The sequence below is a fragment of the bacterium genome (assembly GCA_008933615.1).
Taxonomy (GTDB): domain Bacteria; phylum CLD3; class CLD3; order SB21; family SB21; genus SB21.
This window is the reverse complement of record WBUR01000022.1, coordinates 46,589-67,889: the sequence shown is the minus strand read 5'-3', so window position 1 is coordinate 67,889 and position 21,301 is coordinate 46,589. Positions and strand designations below refer to the sequence as shown.

The window sequence follows — 21,301 nt, the reverse complement described above, 5'->3', positions numbered from 1 at the left end:
ATTCTACTGTATAGCGTACCGCAATTTACCGGCGTAAGCCTGCAAGCCTTGACGGTGGCGCGATTGGCGGAACATAAAAATATTATAGGGATGAAAGACAGTTCCGGCGATATGACCCTTTTTGCCGATCTGATCGCTTTTACTCCAAAATCTTTTCCAATTTTTATCGGCAGTGCGCCGGTACTGCTGCCCGCGCTGAGCCTCGGTGCGGCGGGTGGAATTTTGGCGGTGGCGAATGTCGTGCCCGAGGCGTGCACGCGCTTATTAGGTTTGTATCGGGAGGGGAAGATTGACCGGGCGCGCGGTTTACAGTTTAATATCAATCCCATTGCCAAAGCCGTCACATCCCAATACGGCGTGGCGGGCCTCAAAGCCGCGATGGATTTAGTAAGTTATTTTGGCGGCGACCCTCGTCTGCCGTTACTCAAAGTGGATGACAAGGCGAAAATGGAAATGCATACGTATATTCAAATGGCTTTGTCGTGAGCATTCAAACGATTTACCTATTTGGCGTCGGTGGAGTAGGTGGATACATTGGGAGTCAGATCGTTCAGGCAACAGAAAAAAATTCTGACATCAAAACCTACTTCATTGCGCGCGGAGCGCATCGTGATGAGATAAATAAAAACGGACTGATCCTGGAAACCGGAGATAAAACGATCGTATCGCATCCGACCCTTGCTACGGAGGATTTGACGAACATTCCCAGCCCGGATTTGTGTCTTCTCTGCGTCAAAAGTTATGACCTTGAGGATGCATGTGAAAAGCTTAAATTCAAAGTTCATCAGCATACGACGATCATTCCGGTACTCAACGGCGTTGATATATATGAACGGATCAGAACCATCGTCAAAACGGGTTACGTTTTGCCGGGCTGTGTGTATATGGGCGCATTCATAAAACAGCCTGGAGTCGTCCGGCATCTCGATAACGACCTCGTCATTTACGGCAGAGACCCGCAGCATCCCGATCGTCTTCCGAGTGAGATCATCGAGTTTTTGAACGCCGTACCGAATATGCGGTTTCAATTCAGAGACGATCCCTACCCGGCTATTTGGGAAAAGTATATGTTTGTTGCCGCGTATGCATTAGTCACGGCTTATTCGCGGCGGACGATCCGGTACGTTCATGATCATGTTGAACTGAAGATCATCGTAATGGAAATTATGTCCGAGATTAAAAGCATTGCGGAGAAAAAGGGTTTTTCTTTTTCTGCAGACATTATTGAAAAGCTGACGGCGCGCGGCGGGAAATTACAGCCGGAAGCCCAAACGTCCTATCAGCGTGACATCGCAACGAATCACGGACGAAATGAAGGCGATATATTCGGTGAAACCATTCTCCGTCTTGGACGTGAGTTGAATGTTCCTACGCCAGTTACAAAAAAAATATGTAATGAGATTGGTTAATAGAAACGACATAAAAAGGCAGCCCACTGAATTCATATTGGAGATAATACGCTATGAGACCGTTATTCCTGTGCTTGCTGACGTTTGCCGTTGCGACGCAGACGCCGTATTTTACCCACGCGCAAATCAAAAAGAAAACCGTTGCCGTACTTGAATTTAATTCCTCCAGCAAGGAAATTGGAAAAGACGAACTGATTACTTTATCCAACCGGTTCCGCTCAATACTGGTGAAGACGAATGCTTTTACCGTGCTGGAGCGGGGAAAGATGTCCGATATTCTGAAGGAACAGAATTTCGTGATGTCCGATAATTGTAATTCCTCCGAATGCGCTGTTCAGGTGGGGCAACTGCTCGGTGTGGAAATTATGGTCGCCGGTGATATCGGTAAGTTGGGTAACACATACTCCGTCGATCTTAGGATCATCGACGTATCGACGGGGCAGATACTGTTATCTGAAACGCGGGATCACGAAGGAAAGATCGACGGGCTTTTTTCAGCCATGGCCGTTGTAGGAAATGCTTTTGCGGGAATTAAGGCTCCGGACGAACCTAAGAATTCCGGCCTCGGAAGTTTCACAGACCCGCGCGACGGGAAAAAATATAAAACGGTAAAGATCGGTTTGCAGACTTGGATGGCGGAGAATTTGAATTATCGCACGGATTCATCGTGGTGTTACGATAACGAGGCGGCTACATGTGAAAAATACGGGCGGTTGTACGACTGGGAACATGCGAAGATTGTTGCGCCGCCGGGATGGCACTTGCCCACACAGCAGGAATGGGAAATGCTGTTGAATAATTATGGCGGCCCGGGGCGGGAAGCGTTTGACGCTTTGATTGAAGAAGGAAAGTCGGGCTTTGATATTTTGCTCGGAGGTTCGCGCGGAAGCCTTGGTAATTTCGATGGCGTTGGTTGGTATGCAGGAATCTGGCTGTGGGACAACGCAGGACCCGAACGCGGATGGGTTCTCGAAGTACACGGCAGTGAACGCAGCCTGGGGCTTTACAGCGACAGCAATGAATATAGTTCATATTACGTGCGCTGTGTCAAGGATTGAGGAATAAACAAAAGACTTTAGAATATCCTAATAATTCTATAAAATAACCTATTCCCTAAACCTAAAACAAAAAGGAGATCGATCCATGGCAAAAAAAGCTAAGAAGAAAACGGCCAAGAAAGCAAAAAAGGTCAGCAAACCCAAGGCGAAAAAGGCGGTTAAGAAAGTAAAAAAAACCGTTAGCAAACAGAAGGCGAAGAAAGCAGTGTCTGCCAATCCTCTGGCAGGGCTGGTGGGATGGTATACGCAGGAATCGCAGGCGTCCGTGCGCATGATCGGCGCGGTTCCAAACGAGTTACTCGGGAGAAAAGTTCATCCTAAATTCCGTACGCCCGGAGAATTGGCGACGCATTTGGGGGATTCGATCCTAGGACTGGCTGAGACGCTGAAGACCGGGAAGTTGACCTTTGGTAATGTATCGACAATTAACACGACCACCGAGATCCTGGCACATTACAATAAAGCTGTCGAAGAATTCAAAGCAGTCGCCAAAAATGTCCGTCCAGCCAATTTAACGAAGAAGTATCCTTTTGAGATGAACGGCAAGGTCATGTGGAATCCGACGGGAATCGAAATGGCGCAGGCGTGGGTTTGTCATGAAATACATCATCGTGCGCAGATCGGGACATTACTCCGCATCCTGGATGCGCGCGTTCCGGGTATGTACGGCCCAACGGCGGACGACATGTAGCGCTCTGGCCATGAATTTGCGCCTCGCTTTTTCTATTTTTTTACAAAAAGAGGGTATGTACTAAATACGACAGTACATGCCCGAGTGCTTAATGTCAAACTTCGGCATTAAGGAACCGACCCTACGCGGAATGGTCCGCGCATTAAACCTATAAGGTTTACCAGAATAGATCCGGTTTTCTGCCTCCGATGGCGGGTTGATAGAATGATTTACGGATGGAATTTGATCCGATAAACCTTATGGGTTTGAAATCGCGGAACGAAGGAACTTGTCCGGGGTTATCCTAAAAGGTGTTGGCCAATGAATTGATATTAATAATGGCCGAGGAGAAGGGATAGGGTTGAAAATATCGAATCTATTTATCGCGGACTTCAAGAAATTGCACGAGTTGAGCAGACGTTTCAGCGTTCAGATAGGCAGATTTGCAAGTAGAAATGTCGATTGTACTCAGGGAAGAGCCATCGGATTTTAAAACTCATCGGTAACATGTTTATAATTTCTTCCGATGGGGATTGAAACGCCATCCACGTCTACCTGATCAAAAGTATAAGACTTTATCCATTTTGTTGAGATAATATAAGAACGGTGAACACGCTTGAAGAGGTTGGCAGGGAGAAGCTTCTCTATCTCATGAGTACTGATTTTTGATAGGTAAGCCTTTTCATGGGTAACTACTTTAACATATTCCCTTTGACTTTCAACGTAAACAATGTCCACAAAGGCTAACTTAACTTTCTTTTTACTAACAGTGAGAAAGAAATAATCCCCGGTCGTTCCAGGATTGCCTGCGGTCTCCAGCTTTCCTTTTACTTTATTTACGGCTTTCACAAATCGTTCAAATTCAAAAGGCTTTAGTAAATAATCAGTAACATTGAGATCAAATCCTTCGATCGCATATTGATGGTAAGCTGTGGTCACAATCACTGAGGGCGGTGAAGGCAAAGTTTTCAGAAACTGAAATCCCTTCATCTTAGGTAAATGTATGTCCAAAAGAATCAGATCTATTTTGTGATTCTTCAGAAAATCAATTGCCAACAAGGCGTTCTTAAATGTTCCTTTGAGCGCCAGGAAAGGGACTTGACGAACGTAGTCTGTCAAAATCTTTACCGCCAACGGTTCGTCTTCAACGATGATGCAGCTTATTTGAGACATAACTGTTTAAATTTATCCTTAATAGGGCCGTATATACGTTGTTATTTTTCTCCACTGAAAATTCATAATCCGTAAACAACAATTCTAATTGCCGCTTTAGATTCTGGTGACCAATATTCTCTTTGCCGGAAGGATTATCTACGTCCTCCTCAATAGAATTCTCAACTTTGAATTCCAGTTTACCTAGCTTGACAGAAAGATTAACGCTTACGCGCGGCTCTGCGGTCGATTGGGAAGCGCCGTGCTTAAAAGCATTCTCAACAAGCGGAATTAAAAGCAATGGCGGAATAGAATGATTCCTGTCCACCGTATGTTTAAAGATGATCCTTAATGTATTATCGTAGCGTAATCTCTCAAGAGCTATATAGTCTTCAATGATATTGATTTCTTTTTCAATATCGATTAATTCGACCGTGGCTTCATAAATCATATAGCGAAGAATCTTTGATAGCCGCAAGATAGATTCGGATGCCAAAGTGGACTTGTCACGTGCCAAGGAGTATATGTTATTAAGCGTATTGAATAAGAAATGGGGATTGGTTTGAGCCTTAATGAAATTAAGTTCGGCCTGCTGCTTCTCAATGTGCAGCTGTTGCGTTAAGAGCCTTAATCGGTAATGAGTCGATAAGTGCTTAGCGATTCCAAAAAATGCGATCGAGAAGGCATTATTTTGGAACTGATTGTAAACTCCGGCCATGACGGAAATGTATTCCAGATAGGGCGAATATAATCCGATCCATATTCCAAAATACCTCCAATAAAAAAGTCCCAATGAAATTAACAGAAACCAAAGAAACAATGTTAATAGTGACATGACAATTCCGGCAAGCGTAAACCTGACGTAGGGAAGACAATACTCAAACAGAAAATAGTATAAGCCGAGGATATAAGCTGTAAGCCATAGTGAATTGATAGTTCTAAGGAAGAACGTATCAAGATGATTTGTTACATCAAACAGCAACATCAGCCCGAAATAGACGACCCCTGCCCACAGATAAAAAACAAAGGGCTCTCTTCTTGCCGCACTACTTGAAATATTATTTACCATAAAATGAATGATCCTCAGATGAACCGTCCTGGGGCATGCGCTCATAAATTACTTCATCACGCCGACACAATCAAATTTATTAATAGGTCTAAACATGTTGTTCGTTGACTCAAAGCGGTAGTCTGTAGGCGGTGAAGCTATTTTGCGTATACAAATGATTATTTTTGCGTATCTCATTGCTGTGCAGGTGATCCAAACTCTTAAAGTGTCGAACAGTTGTGAATTAATTTGATCAATAAATAGGGGAGTAAACTTAAAATCATGAATAAAATAATCCAGATGGGCTGTGCTTTTTTAGTACTAACGATTAGTGCGTTTGGCCAAACTAAGATTGAGCAGGCCAAAACTTCTTTTGAGCAGAGGAAATATGACCGGGTAAAAAATATACTTGCATCGATTGACAAGGAAGACCCGGCTTTCGCGGACGCACAGTATTACCTTGGTAGGGTTGCTTATGAGGAAAAGGAATATGAAGAGGCGGCGGATCTATTTAATGAAGCAATTGATACCAATGATAAAGTGGCTGACTACCATCACTGGTTGGGGAATGCGTATAGAAACAGAGCGCTGGTTTCAAACCCGTTGACAGGCGCAATGCTGGCGCCCAAAATAAGAAAGGCATGGGAAAAGGCTGCTACTCTTGACGACAAAAACATTGATGCGCGTATTTCACTAGTCGGGTATTATACAGAAGCGCCCGGCTTTATGGGTGGAAGCATAGACAAAGCAAAGGATATAGCAAACCAGCTTATTAAATTGAGCCCCGCTATTGGACACCGGGAGATGGGCGAAATCTTTATGTTGGAGAAGAATTATGAAAAGGCCCTTCTTCTTTTTGAAGAATCGCTCAAGGAAAACCCTGAAGGCTATGTTTCCATTTATCAAGTTGGGAAAGCGAGCGCATTGTCCGGCCAAAGACTGGAGCGCGGGGAAGAATGTTTAAAGAAATATCTGACACACACGCCTCAAACGGGCGAGCCTTCTCATGCAGGCGCTAACATGCGGCTTGCTCAGATCAAAGAGAAGATGGGAAATAAAGTTGAAGCAAAAAGGCTTTATGAGATCGCATTAAGATCGGATGGCCGTTTGAAAGAAGCCAAGGAGGGGTTGGAGCGGGTTTCTAAGTAGATCATCAAGAGTTTTTTTTTAACAATCAATCACAGGAGCAGTTCAAATGACCACAGAGATTAAATCCATTGAAACTTCACCGCAATTTTATGCAAGGATCTGCGGAGTCCTATACCTGGTCATGATAATCGCCGGCGGGTTCGCCGAAGTATTCGTCAGGGAAGGGCTCACCGTATCGCGTGATGCGGCGGCTACGGCGCAGAATATTCTGTCGTCCGAACTGATGTTTCGTTTTGGTTTTGTAGCCGATCTTGTCTGTCTTATCTCCGGTACTTTTTTGTCACTCATTTTCTATGTCATGTTCAAAAGAGTGAATAAGAATCTGTCTCTGCTTGCTTTAATATTTTCCATATTAGGGAGCGCAGTCATGGCTGTCAACCTGCTCAACCAGCTTGCGCCTTTGCTGCTCTTGCATAAGGCCGTTTACTTAAAAGCATTTACACCGGAGCAGTTACAGACGCTTTCGCTATTTTTTCTCAATTTGCAATCACAAGGGTATGGCATCAGCCTTTTATTGTTCGCTTTTTATTTTCCAATTATCGGATACCTGGTTTATAAATCAACTTTTCTTCCTCGAATTCTGGGCTTTATTTATACCCTGGCAGGCATAGGCTATCTGAGCAATAGCCTTGCCATGTTTCTGTTTCCTCCTTTACTCGCGCTTCTTTTTCCGTATAGTCTGCTTCCCGCCTTTATTGGAGAATCTTCCATGAGCCTGTGGATGATCGTGAAGGGCGTGAATATTCAAAAGTGGCGCGAAAAGGCATCGCAAAAACAAGTTGCAGAAAGGGGATCAGACCATGCCTGAAGTATCAACATTCCGACTGTATCTGATGAGAGCTCTTTATCTGCTGATGTTCGTGGGGCAAGGAGTCATCCAATGGCCGGCAATCAACCAGGCATACGCCTTGACCTTTTGGCATGGCGTCGGCAGCAGTTTGCTGTTTGCCATGGCGCTTCTGGCGGCTTTGGGGATTCGGTATCCGCTGCAAATGTTACCTTTGCTTTTCTTCGAACTGGTTTGGAAGACGATATGGTTAACCGGAGTTGCGCTCCCGCTGTGGCTGGGCGATCAATTAAGCGCGGAGACAGCAGCGTCGGCCAAAGAATGCTTGATGGTAGTCATCATTCCGTTCGTGATTCCCTGGCGTTATGTTATCGCAAATTATGTGAAGAGGCCTGGAGATCGATGGAGATAGATAAGTCTGTGGCAGCCAAAAATAGATATTATCGCACGTCACGAAAAAAATGAGAGGGCTAATCGTATGGAAATGAATTCGACTTCACTCAAAAACACGGCAAGGTTTGCCGGTCTGCTGTATCTTATTTGGATCATAACAGGGCTCTTTGCCATGTTTTACGTACCTTCACAGATCAATATGAAGGGCGATGCGGCTGCTACGGCCCAGAATATCTTATCCAATGAATTCTTATTTCGGGCCAGCATTGTCAATGATATTTTCAGCGGGACCCTTTGGGTCATTATGGTATTGGTTTTTTACCGATTGTTCAAACCGGTCGACAAGTTCCAGGCTAAACTTTTAGTTGCATTGGTCATGGTGCAAATTCCAAACATTTTTATTATGGAGGCACTCAATATTGCCTCGCTCATGAGCTTTAAGGGCGAAATATTAAAAACATTCGAGCTTGCTCAACGACAAGATCTGGCAATGCTTTTTCTTAAAATTAATGACTACGTAGTTATCATATTAGAAGCGTTCTGGGGGCTTTGGCTCATTCCTTTAGCGATCCTTGTTTACAGATCCCGTTTTCTGCCGCATTTTCTTGGGGTGTGGTTAGCGCTCACCGGATTGTTTTATCTGGCCTTGAGTTTCACAGATATCATGATGCCTCAATACCGGGATATGGTTTTAAACAGCCCGGTTGCCTTGCCTATCGAACTTGGAGAAGTTGCGTTTATGTTGTGGCTTTTGATCATGGGCGCAAAAGAGAAAACAGTGAATAGCGTACCTGTGCAATAAGAATGAAAACCCCCCGACGCTTCAGTAATTTCTACTGCCGCAGATAGCGTGCGAAGCGCGGGGGATTTCTCAAACCCCAGCACTCAATTCCACACCTCGGCATTAAGCACCCGCATCTGTGCACTCAATGCCAAACTTTGGCATTAAGGAACCAACCCTGCGCGGAAAGGAACCGAGTCTCGGCATTAAGCACCCGCATCTGCGCACTCAGTGCCAAACTTTGGCATTAAGGAACCAACCCTGCGCGGAAAGGAACCGCCCCTCGGCATTAAGCACCCGCATCTGCGCGCTTAATGCCAAACTTTGGCATTAAGGAACCAAACCTGCGCGGAAAGGAACCGCCCCTCGGCATTAAGGAATCAAGTCTGCGAATTGAGTTTCAAGGCTTAGCTCGAAGTAGCTATTTGACAAACCATGGAACCAGACCAGGGAAAGTATTGCCTCATAGTTGATCCTGAATTTCCCCTTGCGTATTCCCCCAAATATTGCTAATTTTTTCCGTTAGCATTTGTGGATGAACCTATCGTGGAGCCAAGCCGTGTCTCCCAGAAAAGTCTCAGAACAAGAAACGCGTTATTCCCTGATCGATCCCGATCTCAAAAAAGCCGGATGGAATCTGTCCGACCGTTCGCAGGTTGGGTTTGAGATTCCGGTGGACCACTCCCTGTCTGGTGAGGTTCACGAAGGCATCACCGACTACTGTTTATACCGGGCCAACGGCGAAGTCCTCGCTGTCGTAGAAGCCAAGCGAACCAGCCGGGATGCAAGAGTAGGACAGCAACAAGTTCTCGATTACGTAACCAAGATCGGTAAGACTCAATCCTTCATCCCGTTTGCATTCATGGCCAACGGCACAGATACTTTTTTCTGGGATACCGAAGAATCTGCCCCGCGCCACGTTGCAGGGTTCTTCTCACGTGAAAATCTGGAACGCCTTCTCTTTATCAAACAAAACCGCATTCCGTTAAACACGATCCAGATCAAGCAAACCATCGTCGACCGTGCCTATCAGGCGGAAGCGATTCGCCGTATCAGCGAAGCCATTGAAATAAAGAAAAAACGCAAAGCTCTGCTCGTCATGGCCACGGGAACGGGCAAGACCCGCACAACCATGGCCTTGATCGACGTATTCCTGCAAGCCTGTTGGGATTTTTAGTTGGATCGACGCCGCCCTCGAAAAGCGCCACCAGACCATCGACCTCACGGAAAAGTTCCTCCAGTCCGCCTTCCTCGAAATGTTCGGCGATCCCGTGACGAATCCGAAGGGGTGGGAAACAATAAGATTCGAAGATATTGTTGCCAATACTCAACTTGGTTTGGTTAGAAATTCGTCGCAGCAAAATGATGAATTGAAATATCCTTATGTCAAAATGAATAACATCGTTTCAACAGGACGTCTTGACCTTACCAAAATGGTTTACGTTGATGCTACAGAGAAGGAAGCAGCAGCTTATTGCCTAAAGAAAGGTGATTTTCTTTTCAACACTCGTAATTCACGAGAGCTTGTTGGAAAAACCGCAGTGTATAGAGAAAATGGAATCCATCTATACAATAACAACATCATGCGAATCCTTTTCAATACTAAAACGGTGCCTGACTATGTGAATCATTTGTTCCAAACCAATAAGATTCAGTTTGAACTTGAGGCAATTAAATCAGGAACGATTAGTGTATTTGCTATTTATTACAAGAATCTTAGTCAAATACCAATTTTGCTTCCTCCTCTCTCTTTACAGTATAAATTCGCCGCGCTGGTCGAGAAAGTCGAAGCTATGCGCGCGAAGCAGCGCGCAACGGAGCAGGAATTGGAGAATTTGTTTCAGAGTTTGATGCAGAGGGCGTTTAAAGGGGAGTTGGTGTAGCAACCTCATCCCTGTCCCTTCTCCTTGAAAAGGAGAAGGGGACGTACTGACTCAGATAGTACGTTCCCTCTCCTCATCGAGGAGAGGGACAGGGTGAGGTTGGAGAGAACCCAATGAATAAAATATTCAATCAAAATACTCAAAAAAAAACGGCGGGCATTGCGAATGCGCTCGACACGCGCCGAAAGGCTGCTTTGGCAAAGCCTGCGAAATCGCGGGATTGAAGGCTTCAAGTTTCGTCGTCAGCATAGTGTTGGTCCTTTTGTGCTGGATTTTTATTGTCCGGAACTAAAGTTGGCGATCGAAGTGGACGGCTATTCACATGACTCGGAAGAAACAAAGAAGTATGATACAGAGAGGCAGAAAATCATAGAGGTTTACGGAGTCAGGTTTTTACGAATCAGAGATGAAGAAGTTCATAAAAACATCGACAAGATCCTGGATCGCATAAGAAGTGAAATAGAAACGAAGCTTTGATGATAGTACAAAGCCAAACAAAAAACCCGAACACATCATGTATTCGGGTTTTATTTTTCGTACCGCGTACGGGAATCGAACCCGTATTACAGCCTTGAGAGGGCTACGTCCTAACCGTTAGACGAACGCGGCAGTTATTCAAAGGCGTTGCGAATATAGTATATTAAATCAGTTTTGTCAAGGTTAGCCACAGAGTTCACAGAGAAAAATATTTTTTAAAAATTTAGCGATGACTTAGGAATCGGAAATAAAACCAACAGCATGTATCTCGGTGTTCTCTGTGGCGAATTTTCCTTACTTTGTTGCAATCAGGATCGTGTACATCGACTCTTGCGGCACGTACGGGCCGCCGCCATAAGAACCTAAAAATCCCCATTTGGAGAATTGCGCTTCCTTCACAAAAAATTCCACTTCGTTGCGGGTGACCGGCCTTGCGGGAATAGAGAGAGCCCGCAGGCTCCATTCATTCTTATCCTTCTCCAGGCGAACCAGGTTACGCACGAGCAGTTCCTGATGAAAATCGTTTTCCAGAAAGAAAAGCCTGGACTCTTTTTTGGTGCACCGGTCCATCACGGGCATGAATCGTTCCTTATTTCTCCATATTTTTTCGTAATTCCACATTTCCACGATCAGAACGCCTTGATCGGTCAAGAGTTCACGCGCCTGTGCAAAAAAATTCATCAGCGCTTCATCGTCCAACACCATCGGGAGGGAATCTTTGGTGCAGATCACCAGATCGTATTTTACTTCGCCCACGGACATCGGCGCTAAATATACATCGTTGATGAAAAGCGGAACGCTTTTGGGAAGTTTCTTTTTACAACGTGCGATCATAGCAGGACTTACATCCACGCCGGCTAATTTTTTGATGCCGAGTTTGTTCAGCAGTTTCAGCGTTTGCCCTGTCCGGCAGGCGAGATCGCACGCGGACTTGACGTTATACTTTTTAAGGATCATTTCATAGAATGCAGCCTGAACGCGCGTTAACACTTCTTCGGGATAGAGGATGTCAAAATATTGGGCAATAGATTCGCCGTATTCGATTTCAGACAACAAATTTTCGATTTGCGGCACATTGCGGCTGACGTAGCGGGGGGTTGATCTTTTCTTTGTCGTTTTCTTTGTTGGAACGCGTTTATTACCCTGCGCACTTTTTCGGACAATTTTCTTAACGGATACATGCTTTTTGGGTTTAGGCTTTTTTCTCACGGCCATACATTCTTCCGATCGCTGAAATTTTACGTTGTTTAAAGCTTGATTTAATTTTTGAATCTCGGTAAGTTAACTTTATTCAATCAAAAAAGCACGAAAATATTTTCATGCGCACTTGTATTATCCGGAGATAATGTTTATGAAACCGTTGCTATGTATCGCCACCGTCTGCATGATCTGCGCCGCCTGTTCCTCGGACACGGCAAAGAATAAAACGGCCGAAGCCCCAAAAACGTATGCTGTGATCAATAAAAAAAGTATTAATTCCGTCAGTGTTTCATTGGACGGAAAATGGCTTATTATCGGCGGGGAAGATAAAAAAATAAGGATTCTGAATGCGGCCAACGGAGAAAGCGTTTGGGTGTCGGATGAACAGCCCGACGCAGTTTTATCTGCGGCGATCTCGCCGGATGGAAAATATTTTGCAGCTACGTGCGGCGACAATACGCAAAATACTGCGCAGGTCGTAGTGTATGATATGCAGACCAAAGCTGAAGTGTGGGGAAAAAAAGGACAGACGAATAATATTCAGCTGGTCAAATTTGCCGCCGACGGCAAAAGTATCGTCGTTGCAAATCACTTCAGCATCGCCTTTTACGAAACGCAGACGGGCAAACAGCTTCATTATTTTTCAGGACACGCGGCCGATGTTGCCGCGCCGTACGGACACGTAGACGCCGTGACGGCAATTTGTTTTACCAACGACGCTTCGAAGATCGTTTCCGTCGGGTGGGATAAAAATGTCAAAGTATGGGATTTGAAAGCAGGCCACGAGATCAAGAATTTCCCCGAAGCCGACGCGATCAATGCTTGCCTCCTGTCGCCCGATGCGAATAAGATCATTACCGCCGGCGCCGGTGATTTGCATGTATGGAACCGGACAACCGATCGTACGGATACGATCGTATCGTATGAAGACGAGATTAAGTGCATGGTCTCTTTATCCGACGATCAGTATTTTGTGACAGGGGATATGAGCGGGAGTATCGTATTGTGGCGAACGAGCGATTATGCAAGGCTGACCGAAATCCGGAAAGCGCATCATCTCGGCGCATGGAGCATGGATGTATTCCCGGACGGAAGGCATTTCGTCTCGACCGGAGGCGACGGATCCATCATCGTTTGGAGCCTGGATTATCTGCTGCAAAACAAGCCGGCGGCCGATTCTGCTGATGTGTACAAAAGTGAAAAATAATAAAATATTTAAAATTTCTTGACAAATGCTCTCTTCCAATCTATATTGACGGGCGTATCGTTCTTTGTAATTTTAGTTTAGGTGTCACGCCTCCGGCGTGATGAAAAGGGAATCACGTTAAATTCGTGAACTGCCCCGCAACTGTAAACGAGATTTGAAATCCACTGTCAGCCTCCGGCTGGCGGGAAGGTGACCGGTAACTCGTAAGTCAGGAGACCTGCCTAAACTGTATTAACAGTCCTCGAGGGAAGGCGGGTGTTAAAAACAAATAGACAACTATTCTATTTAAATTTAATCCTCATTCCCTTTCGGAATGAGGATTTTTTTATGTGCTTATCGGGTTGGCTCACAAATGGAAGAGAACCCTTCAGTCTGAGCGAAGTGGAAGACTGATTTTACTAAACTTGGTCATGGTTCGACAAACTTGTCCTGAGCCCCGCCGAAGGGCTCACCATGACGTATGTGAGTAAACCCGATAAGCGCGTTTTTTTATTGTGTAGTTCAATATTATTATTAACAGGAGTGAAGATGAAAAATGGATTTGTTGGGCCGCTGGCAATTGGCTTTCTGTTCCTGTCCGGGGATTCGGTCTGGTCTCAGAATGACAGCTTGAAAAATTATGTGCTTGATCGAATTATTGTGACCGCCACTCGCAACGCGGAAGACGCAGCCAATATCGGGAGAAGCGTAACCGTTATCACGGAAGCGCAAATAAAGAATTCCTCCTATCGTAATATCGGCGAATTACTGGAACAGCAGGCGGGAATTTATATGGTCGGAACAAAACAAACGCAAGGCTCAATTCAGACCATTTCCATGCGCGGCGCGAACAGCAACCATACCGTCGTGATGTTGGACGGCATGCGCGTGACCGATCCATCCAGCGTAGACAATGCAGCCGATATATCGGAATTGTCATTAGCGAATATTGAAAGAATTGAAATGGTCAGAGGCGCCCATAGTACGCTGTACGGCTCAGCCGCCATCGGCGGTGTAATTAATATTATTACAAAGAAAAATAATTCCCCCGGGCTCAACGTCGATGCCGGTATTCAAACGGGTTATTTCGGCAAAAGAACTTCGGAGTTGAGCCCAAACGCGTATGTGAACTATACTTTTTCAAACGGTTTTTACGCTAACGGGGAAGTAGTTCATACAAAAGTAAATGGCATCAACGCCGCAGTGGACACCGTTACGCAGCAAGGCGCGTATAAACATTTTGATAACGACGGATTTAGAAAATTGGACTTGATTGGCAAAATAGGGTATAAAAATGAAAAATGGGATATTTTCGCCTCGTACAAAAATGCAGCCCAAAAGAGCAACCTGGACGTGGGTGCTTTTGTTGACGACCCAAACTATACGATAGATTTCAACCGAAAACTGCTTAGCTACGGCGCAGCTTACCGTTTGAATGAACAATTGAGTTTTAGTTATATGGGAGAATATTCTTCAACGGCCCGAAATGCAGTTAACGACTCTAATTTCGTAGATAATATGGGGAATTCAAATCACAGTTATTTTAAAGGTGATTATGCGGGAACTTTAAGTAATAATGAATTTCAGGCTAATTTGAATTTGCATGGGATCCAATGGGTTGCAGGGATGGGAACTTATAAAGAAACCATGACGGCAAACACTTTTCTTCTTTACACGGATCCATTTTTTTCATATAGCAGTACGGCAAGTTTGGATTCCTTTGATATCCATTCTGTGATTTATAACGGATATGTTCATGTGGATATACCGGGGAAAGTGATCAACGACAACTTGAGCAGATATGCCGTCGGCTTGGGCGGACGAGTGAATCGTCACAGTTCGTACGGTAATAATTTTACGTATGAAATTAATCCTTCTTACCGTTTAACGGAACGTTCCCTGATCTTCGCTTCGTATGCCACGGGATTCAACGCGCCGTCTTTGTATCGTTTATTCACGCCGGAAACGTATTATACATCGGACATTCAAAGAGGGAATAAAAATTTAAAACCGGAGACGTCCGTTTCATATGAATTAGGTTTTAAACAAACACTGGACGATGTACGATTTTCCATATCGTGGTTCTACACCAAAGTAAAAAATTATATTGATTACGTGTATTTATGGGATAAAAATGTCTCAATTGATTCGCTGGGGACTGACTTCTTTCGTGACGACTATCGCGGCGATACGTACTTGAATATTGGCGATCAGATCATACGGGGCATAGAAGCCGGTTTCCATGCGCGGCTCAATTCTAAACTGATCCTCTTCGGTAATGGTGCATTGATTCGGGGGCACTTGAATTATGACGCGGATAAGATCGATGTGGCGCAGACCCAAGGTAACCATGTTCAACTGTATTCTAACGGAGCGTTTCTGACGCAGGGAATTAAGACTTCGAAACTCATACGGAGACCGCATACGGGAAATCTGGGCGTAACGTACCATGTAAAAAGCAACGTCACATTGACAGGTAATGCACAGTACACGGGAATGCGGCGGGATGTCTTTTATGATCAAACGCTCGGCCCCTACGGAGCTCTTGCTTACACGCCTCTGAAAAGTTACTGGAGCGTGGATGCGTCGGCGCGATTTACGCTGAGCACGCAATGGATCGTCAATTTTAAAGTTGAAAATATCTTTGATGAAAAGGCAACCGAAATTCGCGGCTTTAGAAATCGAGGCCGAGGTATTCTGATAAGTTTCCGCTATTTACTCTAAGCGAACGAATGTATCAAAAATGACGCTAAGCCACATTGACAGTAAAGGATTAATGTTTTATATTCATAAACCCATCTTGAATTAATATTCAATTAACAGATAAAAAAAGAGGAGTGCCGTTATGAAACCAACAAAAGAACAAATGGCCAATTCGATGCCCACCATTTTCGCTGTGCTGATGATCGCTATGTGCCGTTTGTTACCGCATCCATGGAATTTTGTCCCGGTGTCGGCGACGGCGATATTTGGCGGTATATACCTGAATAAGAAATGGGCTTTCATACTGCCGATCGCATCGATGGCGATCGCGGATATATTTTTAGGATTTAGTTTATTCGATATGCCGTTTGTGTACGGGTCGATATTGCTGGCCGTTCTAATCGGCATCTGGATCGGCACGCGCCGAAAAAATAAAGCGGCATTTACGGCGTCGCTGGTGTCGGGCACACTTGGTTCCTCTCTTATTTTTTATATTGTGACTAATTTCGGATCATGGCTGACGCTCGGCTTATACACCAAAGACCTGAGCGGCCTGATTCAGAGTTATGTCATGGCGTTGCCGTTTTTCAGAAACTCACTTGCCGGGGATATGTTCTTCGTCAGCATATTTGTAATTTCATATGAATTGATTTCCTGGTTTGTTTCACGATCGTTAAAAAAATCGGCAGTTATCGTTGCAAAATAAACATGTAATCCTAAGTATCTTCAGATCTCCTGTATATCGCAACCTAGTGACGGTAACGATAGGCTGGATTTCATTTTTGGCCGGCTGTTCGGACTCTTCCAATCCAGACGTGGAATTGCCTTCCTTCTCGCAGGCTTTTATCGTCTGTGAAGGAAATTACGGCAGTGGGAATGCATCTCTAAGTATTCTGGATTCCATTGAAACGGATACGACGTTTAACAACGTGTTTGCAACTGTGAATGGGCGTAATTTGGGCGATCATGCGCATAGCATGCTGGTGGTCGGTTCGGTGGGATTTATTACCGTAACTAATTCGGATAAGGTCGAGATGATTGACACCCATACGTTTAAAAGTGTCGAGACTATCGGCGGAATTAGTTCACCGCGAAATATAATTACGTGGAGTGATAAACTGTTGATTACGAGTAATGCAGATAGTTCGATAGTCTCGTTGAGTTTTGCGACACGCACTCCGGATTTTCGGGTTAAACTTACCCACCGTCCTGATGAGATCGTTGTTCTAAACAATAAGGCTTATATTTCTAATTCTCCGAACATGAACGATTCCGTGATTACCGTTCTTGATTTGGGAACGCTTCAGAGCGATACGATCATGCTTACGAAGAATCCGGTTTCAATGGCTGTTGACTCGGCAGCGAATCGGATATACGTAGCGTGTTCAGGGAGCGGCAGCACGGGATACATTGGCGTCATTGACGGCGCAACGAATGAGATCGTTGGGAAGATTGGGGAATTTAATAACATCAAGCCTGTGAAGGTAGTTTTGAAGGATTCTTTACTCGCTTACATCAGTTCGTCTAATGGACCTATTCAGGTGTGGAATTTGAAACAGTCGGCCGTAACCACAACAATTTCCGGTAATTATCATTCATTGGTTTTTGGCGGCCACGAACTATTTGCAACGGACGGGCTTGATTTTATATCCAACGGGGAGTTGGTGTGGTTCAGTAAGGATTTCAAAATACGGCGTAAACTCAAAGTAGGCAGGTCACCGGGCGGAATAACATTCAACTGAAATAAGTCTGGGCATACCAATGAAAATATACACTAAAACAGGTGATGACGGTACCACGGGACTATTTGGCGGAAAACGCGTTTCCAAAGATGCTGTTCGAATCGAATCGTATGGAACGGTGGATGAACTCAACTCCGTCATAGGAATAGCCCGGAGTATGATAGGAGACAAGGAAACAGATAACATATTACTTCAAATTCAAAATCATCTTTTTAATTTAGGCGCTGATCTAGCTACGCCTCTGTCCGTGAAGAATGAGTCTATCGTGCGTATGCAAAAAAATGATGCTGAAAAACTTGAAAAATGGATTGATGAACTCGATGCAAAATTACCTCCTCTGACTAATTTTATTCTGCCGGGAGGCCATCCTGCCGCTGCACACTTGCATCTTGCGCGGAATGTCTGCAGGCGCGCAGAACGGCTGACGGTAACGCTGTCCAAAGAGGAGCCGATTGGCGGCTATGTACTAATCTATTTAAACCGTTTATCGGATTTACTGTTTGTTATGGCACGATGGATGAATCATATTGCCGGCATGGATGAGATCAAGTGGGAGAAAAGCTGATGGTAACCAAATGCGTATGCAGCGAGGTGACATTTGAGAAGATGAAGCAGGTTTCCGATAAACATAAATGCATTAACATTCAATGTATCCAGAGGTATCTTGCGTTTGGCGAAGCCTGCGGCATGTGCCGGCCGTATGTAAAAAAAATGCTGGAAACCGGTGAAACGAAGTTTGAAGTAATAGGGTAGTTTATTGAATTCCCAGCGCGCGGAGACCGTTTACTGCGGCAAGCGCCGCAATATAAGCCGCGATGGAATATACACTCTGCTGAATAATGGGGATTTTCCATGAACCGGTTTCTTTCCTTGAAATAGCCAGTGTCGATATACACTGCATCGCAATCATGAAAAATATGATCAGGCCGATGGTTGACGCCGTTGTGAAAAGCGGTTTATCTGAATTAGCAATTTTAGCTTCGTGCATGGATTCAAGCATGGATGCCTGAAGATCATCCCCGTTTTCTGATATTCGCAAGGACAGCGCCATCGCGCTGACAAAGACCTCTCGCGCTACGAAAGCCGAAATCAGGCTAACTCCTACGCGCCAATCCCATCCTAATGGCTCCAGAAAAGGCTCTGTCATATGTCCGATCGATGCCGCATAACTGGTGTTGGTCCGCTCAAATTCGATTAATTTTGTTATCTCTGCGCTCGTCAGATTTTTCGTTTTTTCCGTGCTGAGGGCGGGTTCGGTATTTGGGAAATAGGTAAGCGCCCAAATAAACAATGAACAAAATACGATCGTTCCGCCTGCTTTCTGGATGTACAAAACTGATTTATAATAGGTTCCTTTTAGAATATACCTCACCACGGGTTTCCGATAGGCGGGTAGTTCTAACATGAATGCAGAGTTCCCTTTTTTTCCGGCTAATTTGCTGATGATACCCGCCGCGATAGCTCCAATAGTGAGACTCGTTAGATAGATGGCGCCGAGAGACAACCCTGCGATCCACGGTTTGTCCGGAGGTACTACCAGCGCAAGCAAAAGCGCATACACGGGCAATCGTGCGCTGCAACTCATGAGCGGAATAATAAAAATAGTGAGAAGGCGTTCGCGGCGATTGGAAATCGTTCGCGCCGCCATGATTGCGGGAATTGCGCAGGCAAATCCGGATAACATCGGAACAAACGAACGCCCATTCAATCCTATCTTGGACAGAGGCTTATCTATTAACATGGCTCCTCGCGCTAGATAGCCCGTATCCTCAAGAATTCCTAGAAACAGAAATAGAATTACGATCTGAGGCAAAAAAGTCGCAACCATGCCAATGCCTGCGATAATGCCTTGAGCAACGAGGTCGGACAGCCAGGATGGCGGAAGCAGGGCGCTTGTCCATGAACTCAATAACCCGAATCCTTCGCTAATGCCGTCCATGATCGGCTGGGCCAGCCAGAAAATGGATGTGAATATCGCGCTCATGGAAACGATGAAGAACACCAATCCCCAAAACGGATGAAGAAATAATTTATCCAATTTTACGGAGTGTTCATCGGCGTCGTGAGACCTAACGTTAAATATTTTTTTATTTACTGCATGAATGTCAACCGGTTTTTGCCGGGGGAGTACCACTTGTTTCTCGATATTTTCCGTGAAAGAGTAAAGCGCGATGACACTTTCTTCGGTCGGCGGAGCCGGGCGTTTTATATTCTTTTTTGCATTTTCAAAGATGACCAATTCATACAGCTGGCGGCAACGGCTGATCAGATCAGGTAAACCTTCCCCCGTTCGTCCATTTATCCTGACAACAGGGCATTTCAGAAGCTCTTCCGATTTTGCGACTGATAATTCAAATCCTTTTCTCTCCAAAAGATCGTTCATGGTTAATGCGACGACCACGTTAAATCCGGATTCAATGAGCTGATGAACCAGATAGAGTTGGCGTGAGAGTTGCGACGAATCTGCCGTTACGATAATGAGGTCGGGTAACTTATAAACGGGGTGGTGAAAAAGGGCGTCAATAGTGGTTTCTTCATCGGGAGATTGCGGATGAATACTTGTAACACCCGGAGAGTCGATGATCAGCGCATTAAAATCATATTTAGCGTCAAATTTACCAACCGAAAACTCAACCGTACTTCCGGCATAATTGGCCGTTTTAAAGTTCGATCCTGTCAGTAGATTAAAAAGGGTTGTCTTACCGGAATTGGGTTGTCCTACCAGCGTAATAACCGGTAAATCATTAGGTGCAACGACGGAATCGGATCGGTCATGACATGAAGCGGAAACTTTCACACTTGAATACATTCCGCCTCTTGTTTTCTCAACGCGATGACGGTTCCGCGAACACAAACGGCAACCGGATCTTGAAAAGGGGATTTTGCAATGATCGTAACCAATTGACCGGGTGTAAAACCAAGTTCAAGCAATTTGATGCATGGAGAATTCTGTCCCAAATGCTCTCCGCTTAGTTTGCATATCGTAGCACACTCTCCGCATCCCATTTCAGCAACGGTTCTCGGCTTTGAATCGGACTTTAAATCTTTATTTTCTATTACCATACAACGTAATAATTTTGATGTGATCGTTTCGTTTAATAAAGTAATTGAGACACAATCTCAATTTTCTGTTCTAAATATATGTATTTCGGACTCGTTTGTCAAGAATAACAAAAGGATAATTATTTTTTGGTTGCTTTGGGAATATTTTATAGATAAATTCATTTCAGTTAACATACAATTGTGGAATATTTAATTTGGAGGTATACATGGATACGATGACGGACGTAAACGAGCAAGTCGCACAGGATGTAGTTGTGACTCCGCGAGCCATCGCCGAAATAAAGAACATTATAAAGGAACAGAGCATTCCTGAGAATTATTTTTTGCGCATCGGCGTACAAGGCGGCGGTTGTTCCGGTTTTCAATATTCGCTGGCCTTTGATGAGCATACGAGTGAAAACGACATGCCGTTCGAATTTGACTCGGTTAAAGTTGTAGTGGATTACAAAAGTATTTTATACATGAAGGGTGTAACGTTGGATTTCCAGGACGGATTGAACGGCCGCGGGTTCATATTCAATAATCCTAATGCCGTAAAGACCTGCGGATGCGGGAGTTCCTTCTCAGCTTAATTGATTTGCTATAGCAGTATGAAAGGCG

23 protein-coding genes, 1 tRNA gene and 1 riboswitch are annotated in these 21,301 nt (G+C 44.8%); of the genes, 18 read left to right on the top strand and 6 right to left on the bottom strand.

The genetic code is table 11. The features are described from left to right. The 4 genes from F9K33_09740 to F9K33_09725 all read left to right on the top strand — a co-directional run bounded on the left by F9K33_09740 (position 1) and on the right by F9K33_09725 (position 3,158). Positions 1 to 486 carry a dihydrodipicolinate synthase family protein gene (locus tag F9K33_09740; protein ID KAB2879387.1) on the top strand — a complete coding sequence of 162 codons (486 nt, stop codon included), beginning with the start codon at positions 1 to 3 and terminating at the stop codon, positions 484 to 486. Continuing rightward, on the top strand, positions 483 to 1,409 hold the full coding sequence (locus F9K33_09735) for a 2-dehydropantoate 2-reductase (protein ID KAB2879386.1): 927 nt from the start codon (positions 483 to 485) through the stop codon (positions 1,407 to 1,409). Before F9K33_09740 ends, F9K33_09735 begins: the two co-directional genes overlap by 4 nt. Before the next feature lie 53 nt (positions 1,410 to 1,462). Then, positions 1,463 to 2,467: a hypothetical protein gene (locus F9K33_09730; protein KAB2879385.1), complete on the top strand. Its 1,005-nt coding sequence runs from the start codon at positions 1,463 to 1,465 to the stop codon at positions 2,465 to 2,467. 85 nt (positions 2,468 to 2,552) lie between these two features. Continuing rightward, positions 2,553 to 3,158, top strand: a complete 606-nt coding sequence (locus F9K33_09725; GenBank protein ID KAB2879384.1) for a hypothetical protein — start codon at positions 2,553 to 2,555, stop codon at positions 3,156 to 3,158. A 468-nt stretch (positions 3,159 to 3,626) separates the two neighbouring features. Here F9K33_09725 and F9K33_09720 read toward each other — a convergent pair whose 3' ends face one another. Continuing rightward, a complete protein-coding gene (locus F9K33_09720) occupies positions 3,627 to 4,310 on the bottom strand; it encodes a response regulator transcription factor (protein KAB2879383.1) in 684 nt (227 codons plus the stop codon). Further along, complete coding sequence (locus tag F9K33_09715) at positions 4,282 to 5,403, bottom strand: histidine kinase (protein KAB2879382.1); 1,122 nt, start codon at positions 5,401 to 5,403, stop codon at positions 4,282 to 4,284. The genes F9K33_09720 and F9K33_09715 overlap by 29 nt, the downstream gene beginning before the upstream one ends. A 216-nt stretch (positions 5,404 to 5,619) precedes the next feature. Here F9K33_09715 and F9K33_09710 point away from each other — a divergent pair, with 216 nt between their 5' ends. The 7 genes from F9K33_09710 to F9K33_09680 all read left to right on the top strand — a co-directional run bounded on the left by F9K33_09710 (position 5,620) and on the right by F9K33_09680 (position 10,807). After that, positions 5,620 to 6,486, top strand: a complete 867-nt coding sequence (locus tag F9K33_09710) for a tetratricopeptide repeat protein (GenBank protein KAB2879381.1) — start codon at positions 5,620 to 5,622, stop codon at positions 6,484 to 6,486. A gap of 46 nt (positions 6,487 to 6,532) precedes the next feature. After that, positions 6,533 to 7,294, top strand: a complete 762-nt coding sequence (locus F9K33_09705; GenBank protein ID KAB2879380.1) for a DUF4386 domain-containing protein — start codon at positions 6,533 to 6,535, stop codon at positions 7,292 to 7,294. Between the two features lie 100 nt (positions 7,295 to 7,394). Next, positions 7,395 to 7,685, top strand: coding sequence for a hypothetical protein (locus F9K33_09700; protein ID KAB2879379.1), 291 nt, complete (start codon positions 7,395 to 7,397; stop codon positions 7,683 to 7,685). Positions 7,686 to 7,751: 66 nt separating this feature from the next. Beyond that, on the top strand, positions 7,752 to 8,468 hold the full coding sequence (locus F9K33_09695) for a DUF4386 domain-containing protein (GenBank protein KAB2879378.1): 717 nt from the start codon (positions 7,752 to 7,754) through the stop codon (positions 8,466 to 8,468). A gap of 514 nt (positions 8,469 to 8,982) precedes the next feature. Further along, positions 8,983 to 9,624 carry a hypothetical protein gene (locus F9K33_09690; GenBank protein ID KAB2879377.1) on the top strand — a complete coding sequence of 214 codons (642 nt, stop codon included), beginning with the start codon at positions 8,983 to 8,985 and terminating at the stop codon, positions 9,622 to 9,624. Positions 9,625 to 9,703: 79 nt separating this feature from the next. Further along, positions 9,704 to 10,330, top strand: a complete 627-nt coding sequence (locus F9K33_09685) for a hypothetical protein (GenBank protein KAB2879376.1) — start codon at positions 9,704 to 9,706, stop codon at positions 10,328 to 10,330. A 165-nt stretch (positions 10,331 to 10,495) separates the two neighbouring features. Then, positions 10,496 to 10,807, top strand: coding sequence for a DUF559 domain-containing protein (locus F9K33_09680; GenBank protein ID KAB2879375.1), 312 nt, complete (start codon positions 10,496 to 10,498; stop codon positions 10,805 to 10,807). Between the two features lie 60 nt (positions 10,808 to 10,867). Here F9K33_09680 and F9K33_09675 read toward each other — a convergent pair. Continuing rightward, positions 10,868 to 10,939, bottom strand: a tRNA-Glu gene (locus F9K33_09675). 162 nt (positions 10,940 to 11,101) lie between these two features. Next, a complete protein-coding gene (locus F9K33_09670; GenBank protein ID KAB2879374.1) occupies positions 11,102 to 12,022 on the bottom strand; it encodes a methyltransferase domain-containing protein in 921 nt (306 codons plus the stop codon). A gap of 130 nt (positions 12,023 to 12,152) precedes the next feature. Between F9K33_09670 and F9K33_09665 the strand changes: the two genes are divergently transcribed. From F9K33_09665 to F9K33_09640, 6 genes are all read left to right on the top strand, one after another. After that, positions 12,153 to 13,214 carry a PQQ-binding-like beta-propeller repeat protein gene (locus F9K33_09665; protein KAB2879373.1) on the top strand — a complete coding sequence of 354 codons (1,062 nt, stop codon included), beginning with the start codon at positions 12,153 to 12,155 and terminating at the stop codon, positions 13,212 to 13,214. A gap of 62 nt (positions 13,215 to 13,276) precedes the next feature. Further along, positions 13,277 to 13,454: riboswitch (cobalamin riboswitch) on the top strand. 213 nt (positions 13,455 to 13,667) lie between these two features. Next, positions 13,668 to 15,917 carry a TonB-dependent receptor gene (locus F9K33_09660; protein ID KAB2879372.1) on the top strand — a complete coding sequence of 750 codons (2,250 nt, stop codon included), beginning with the start codon at positions 13,668 to 13,670 and terminating at the stop codon, positions 15,915 to 15,917. Between the two features lie 121 nt (positions 15,918 to 16,038). After that, entirely contained in the window at positions 16,039 to 16,602 is a 564-nt protein-coding gene (locus F9K33_09655) for a hypothetical protein (protein KAB2879371.1), read from the top strand. A gap of 46 nt (positions 16,603 to 16,648) precedes the next feature. Continuing rightward, positions 16,649 to 17,638 (top strand): hypothetical protein, encoded by a 990-nt coding sequence (locus F9K33_09650; protein KAB2879370.1) that lies wholly within the window; start codon positions 16,649 to 16,651, stop codon positions 17,636 to 17,638. Positions 17,639 to 17,657: 19 nt separating this feature from the next. Further along, the gene (locus tag F9K33_09645) at positions 17,658 to 18,203 is read left to right on the top strand and encodes a cob(I)yrinic acid a,c-diamide adenosyltransferase (GenBank protein ID KAB2879369.1); all 546 of its coding nucleotides are present in this window, start codon (positions 17,658 to 17,660) and stop codon (positions 18,201 to 18,203) included. Then, positions 18,203 to 18,391 carry a (2Fe-2S)-binding protein gene (locus F9K33_09640; GenBank protein ID KAB2879368.1) on the top strand — a complete coding sequence of 63 codons (189 nt, stop codon included), beginning with the start codon at positions 18,203 to 18,205 and terminating at the stop codon, positions 18,389 to 18,391. Before F9K33_09645 ends, F9K33_09640 begins: the two co-directional genes overlap by 1 nt. Before the next feature lies 1 nt (position 18,392). Here F9K33_09640 and feoB read toward each other — a convergent pair whose 3' ends face one another. Together feoB and F9K33_09630 are read right to left on the bottom strand one after the other, a co-directional pair. After that, on the bottom strand, positions 18,393 to 20,447 hold the full coding sequence (gene feoB / locus F9K33_09635) for a ferrous iron transport protein B (protein KAB2879367.1): 2,055 nt from the start codon (positions 20,445 to 20,447) through the stop codon (positions 18,393 to 18,395). Continuing rightward, positions 20,432 to 20,701, bottom strand: coding sequence for a ferrous iron transport protein A (locus tag F9K33_09630; GenBank protein ID KAB2879366.1), 270 nt, complete (start codon positions 20,699 to 20,701; stop codon positions 20,432 to 20,434). Before F9K33_09630 ends, feoB begins: the two co-directional genes overlap by 16 nt. Before the next feature lie 206 nt (positions 20,702 to 20,907). Here F9K33_09630 and erpA point away from each other — a divergent pair, with 206 nt between their 5' ends. Beyond that, a complete protein-coding gene (gene erpA / locus F9K33_09625; GenBank protein KAB2879365.1) occupies positions 20,908 to 21,273 on the top strand; it encodes an iron-sulfur cluster insertion protein ErpA in 366 nt (121 codons plus the stop codon). Positions 21,274 to 21,301: the final 28 nt, after the last annotated feature.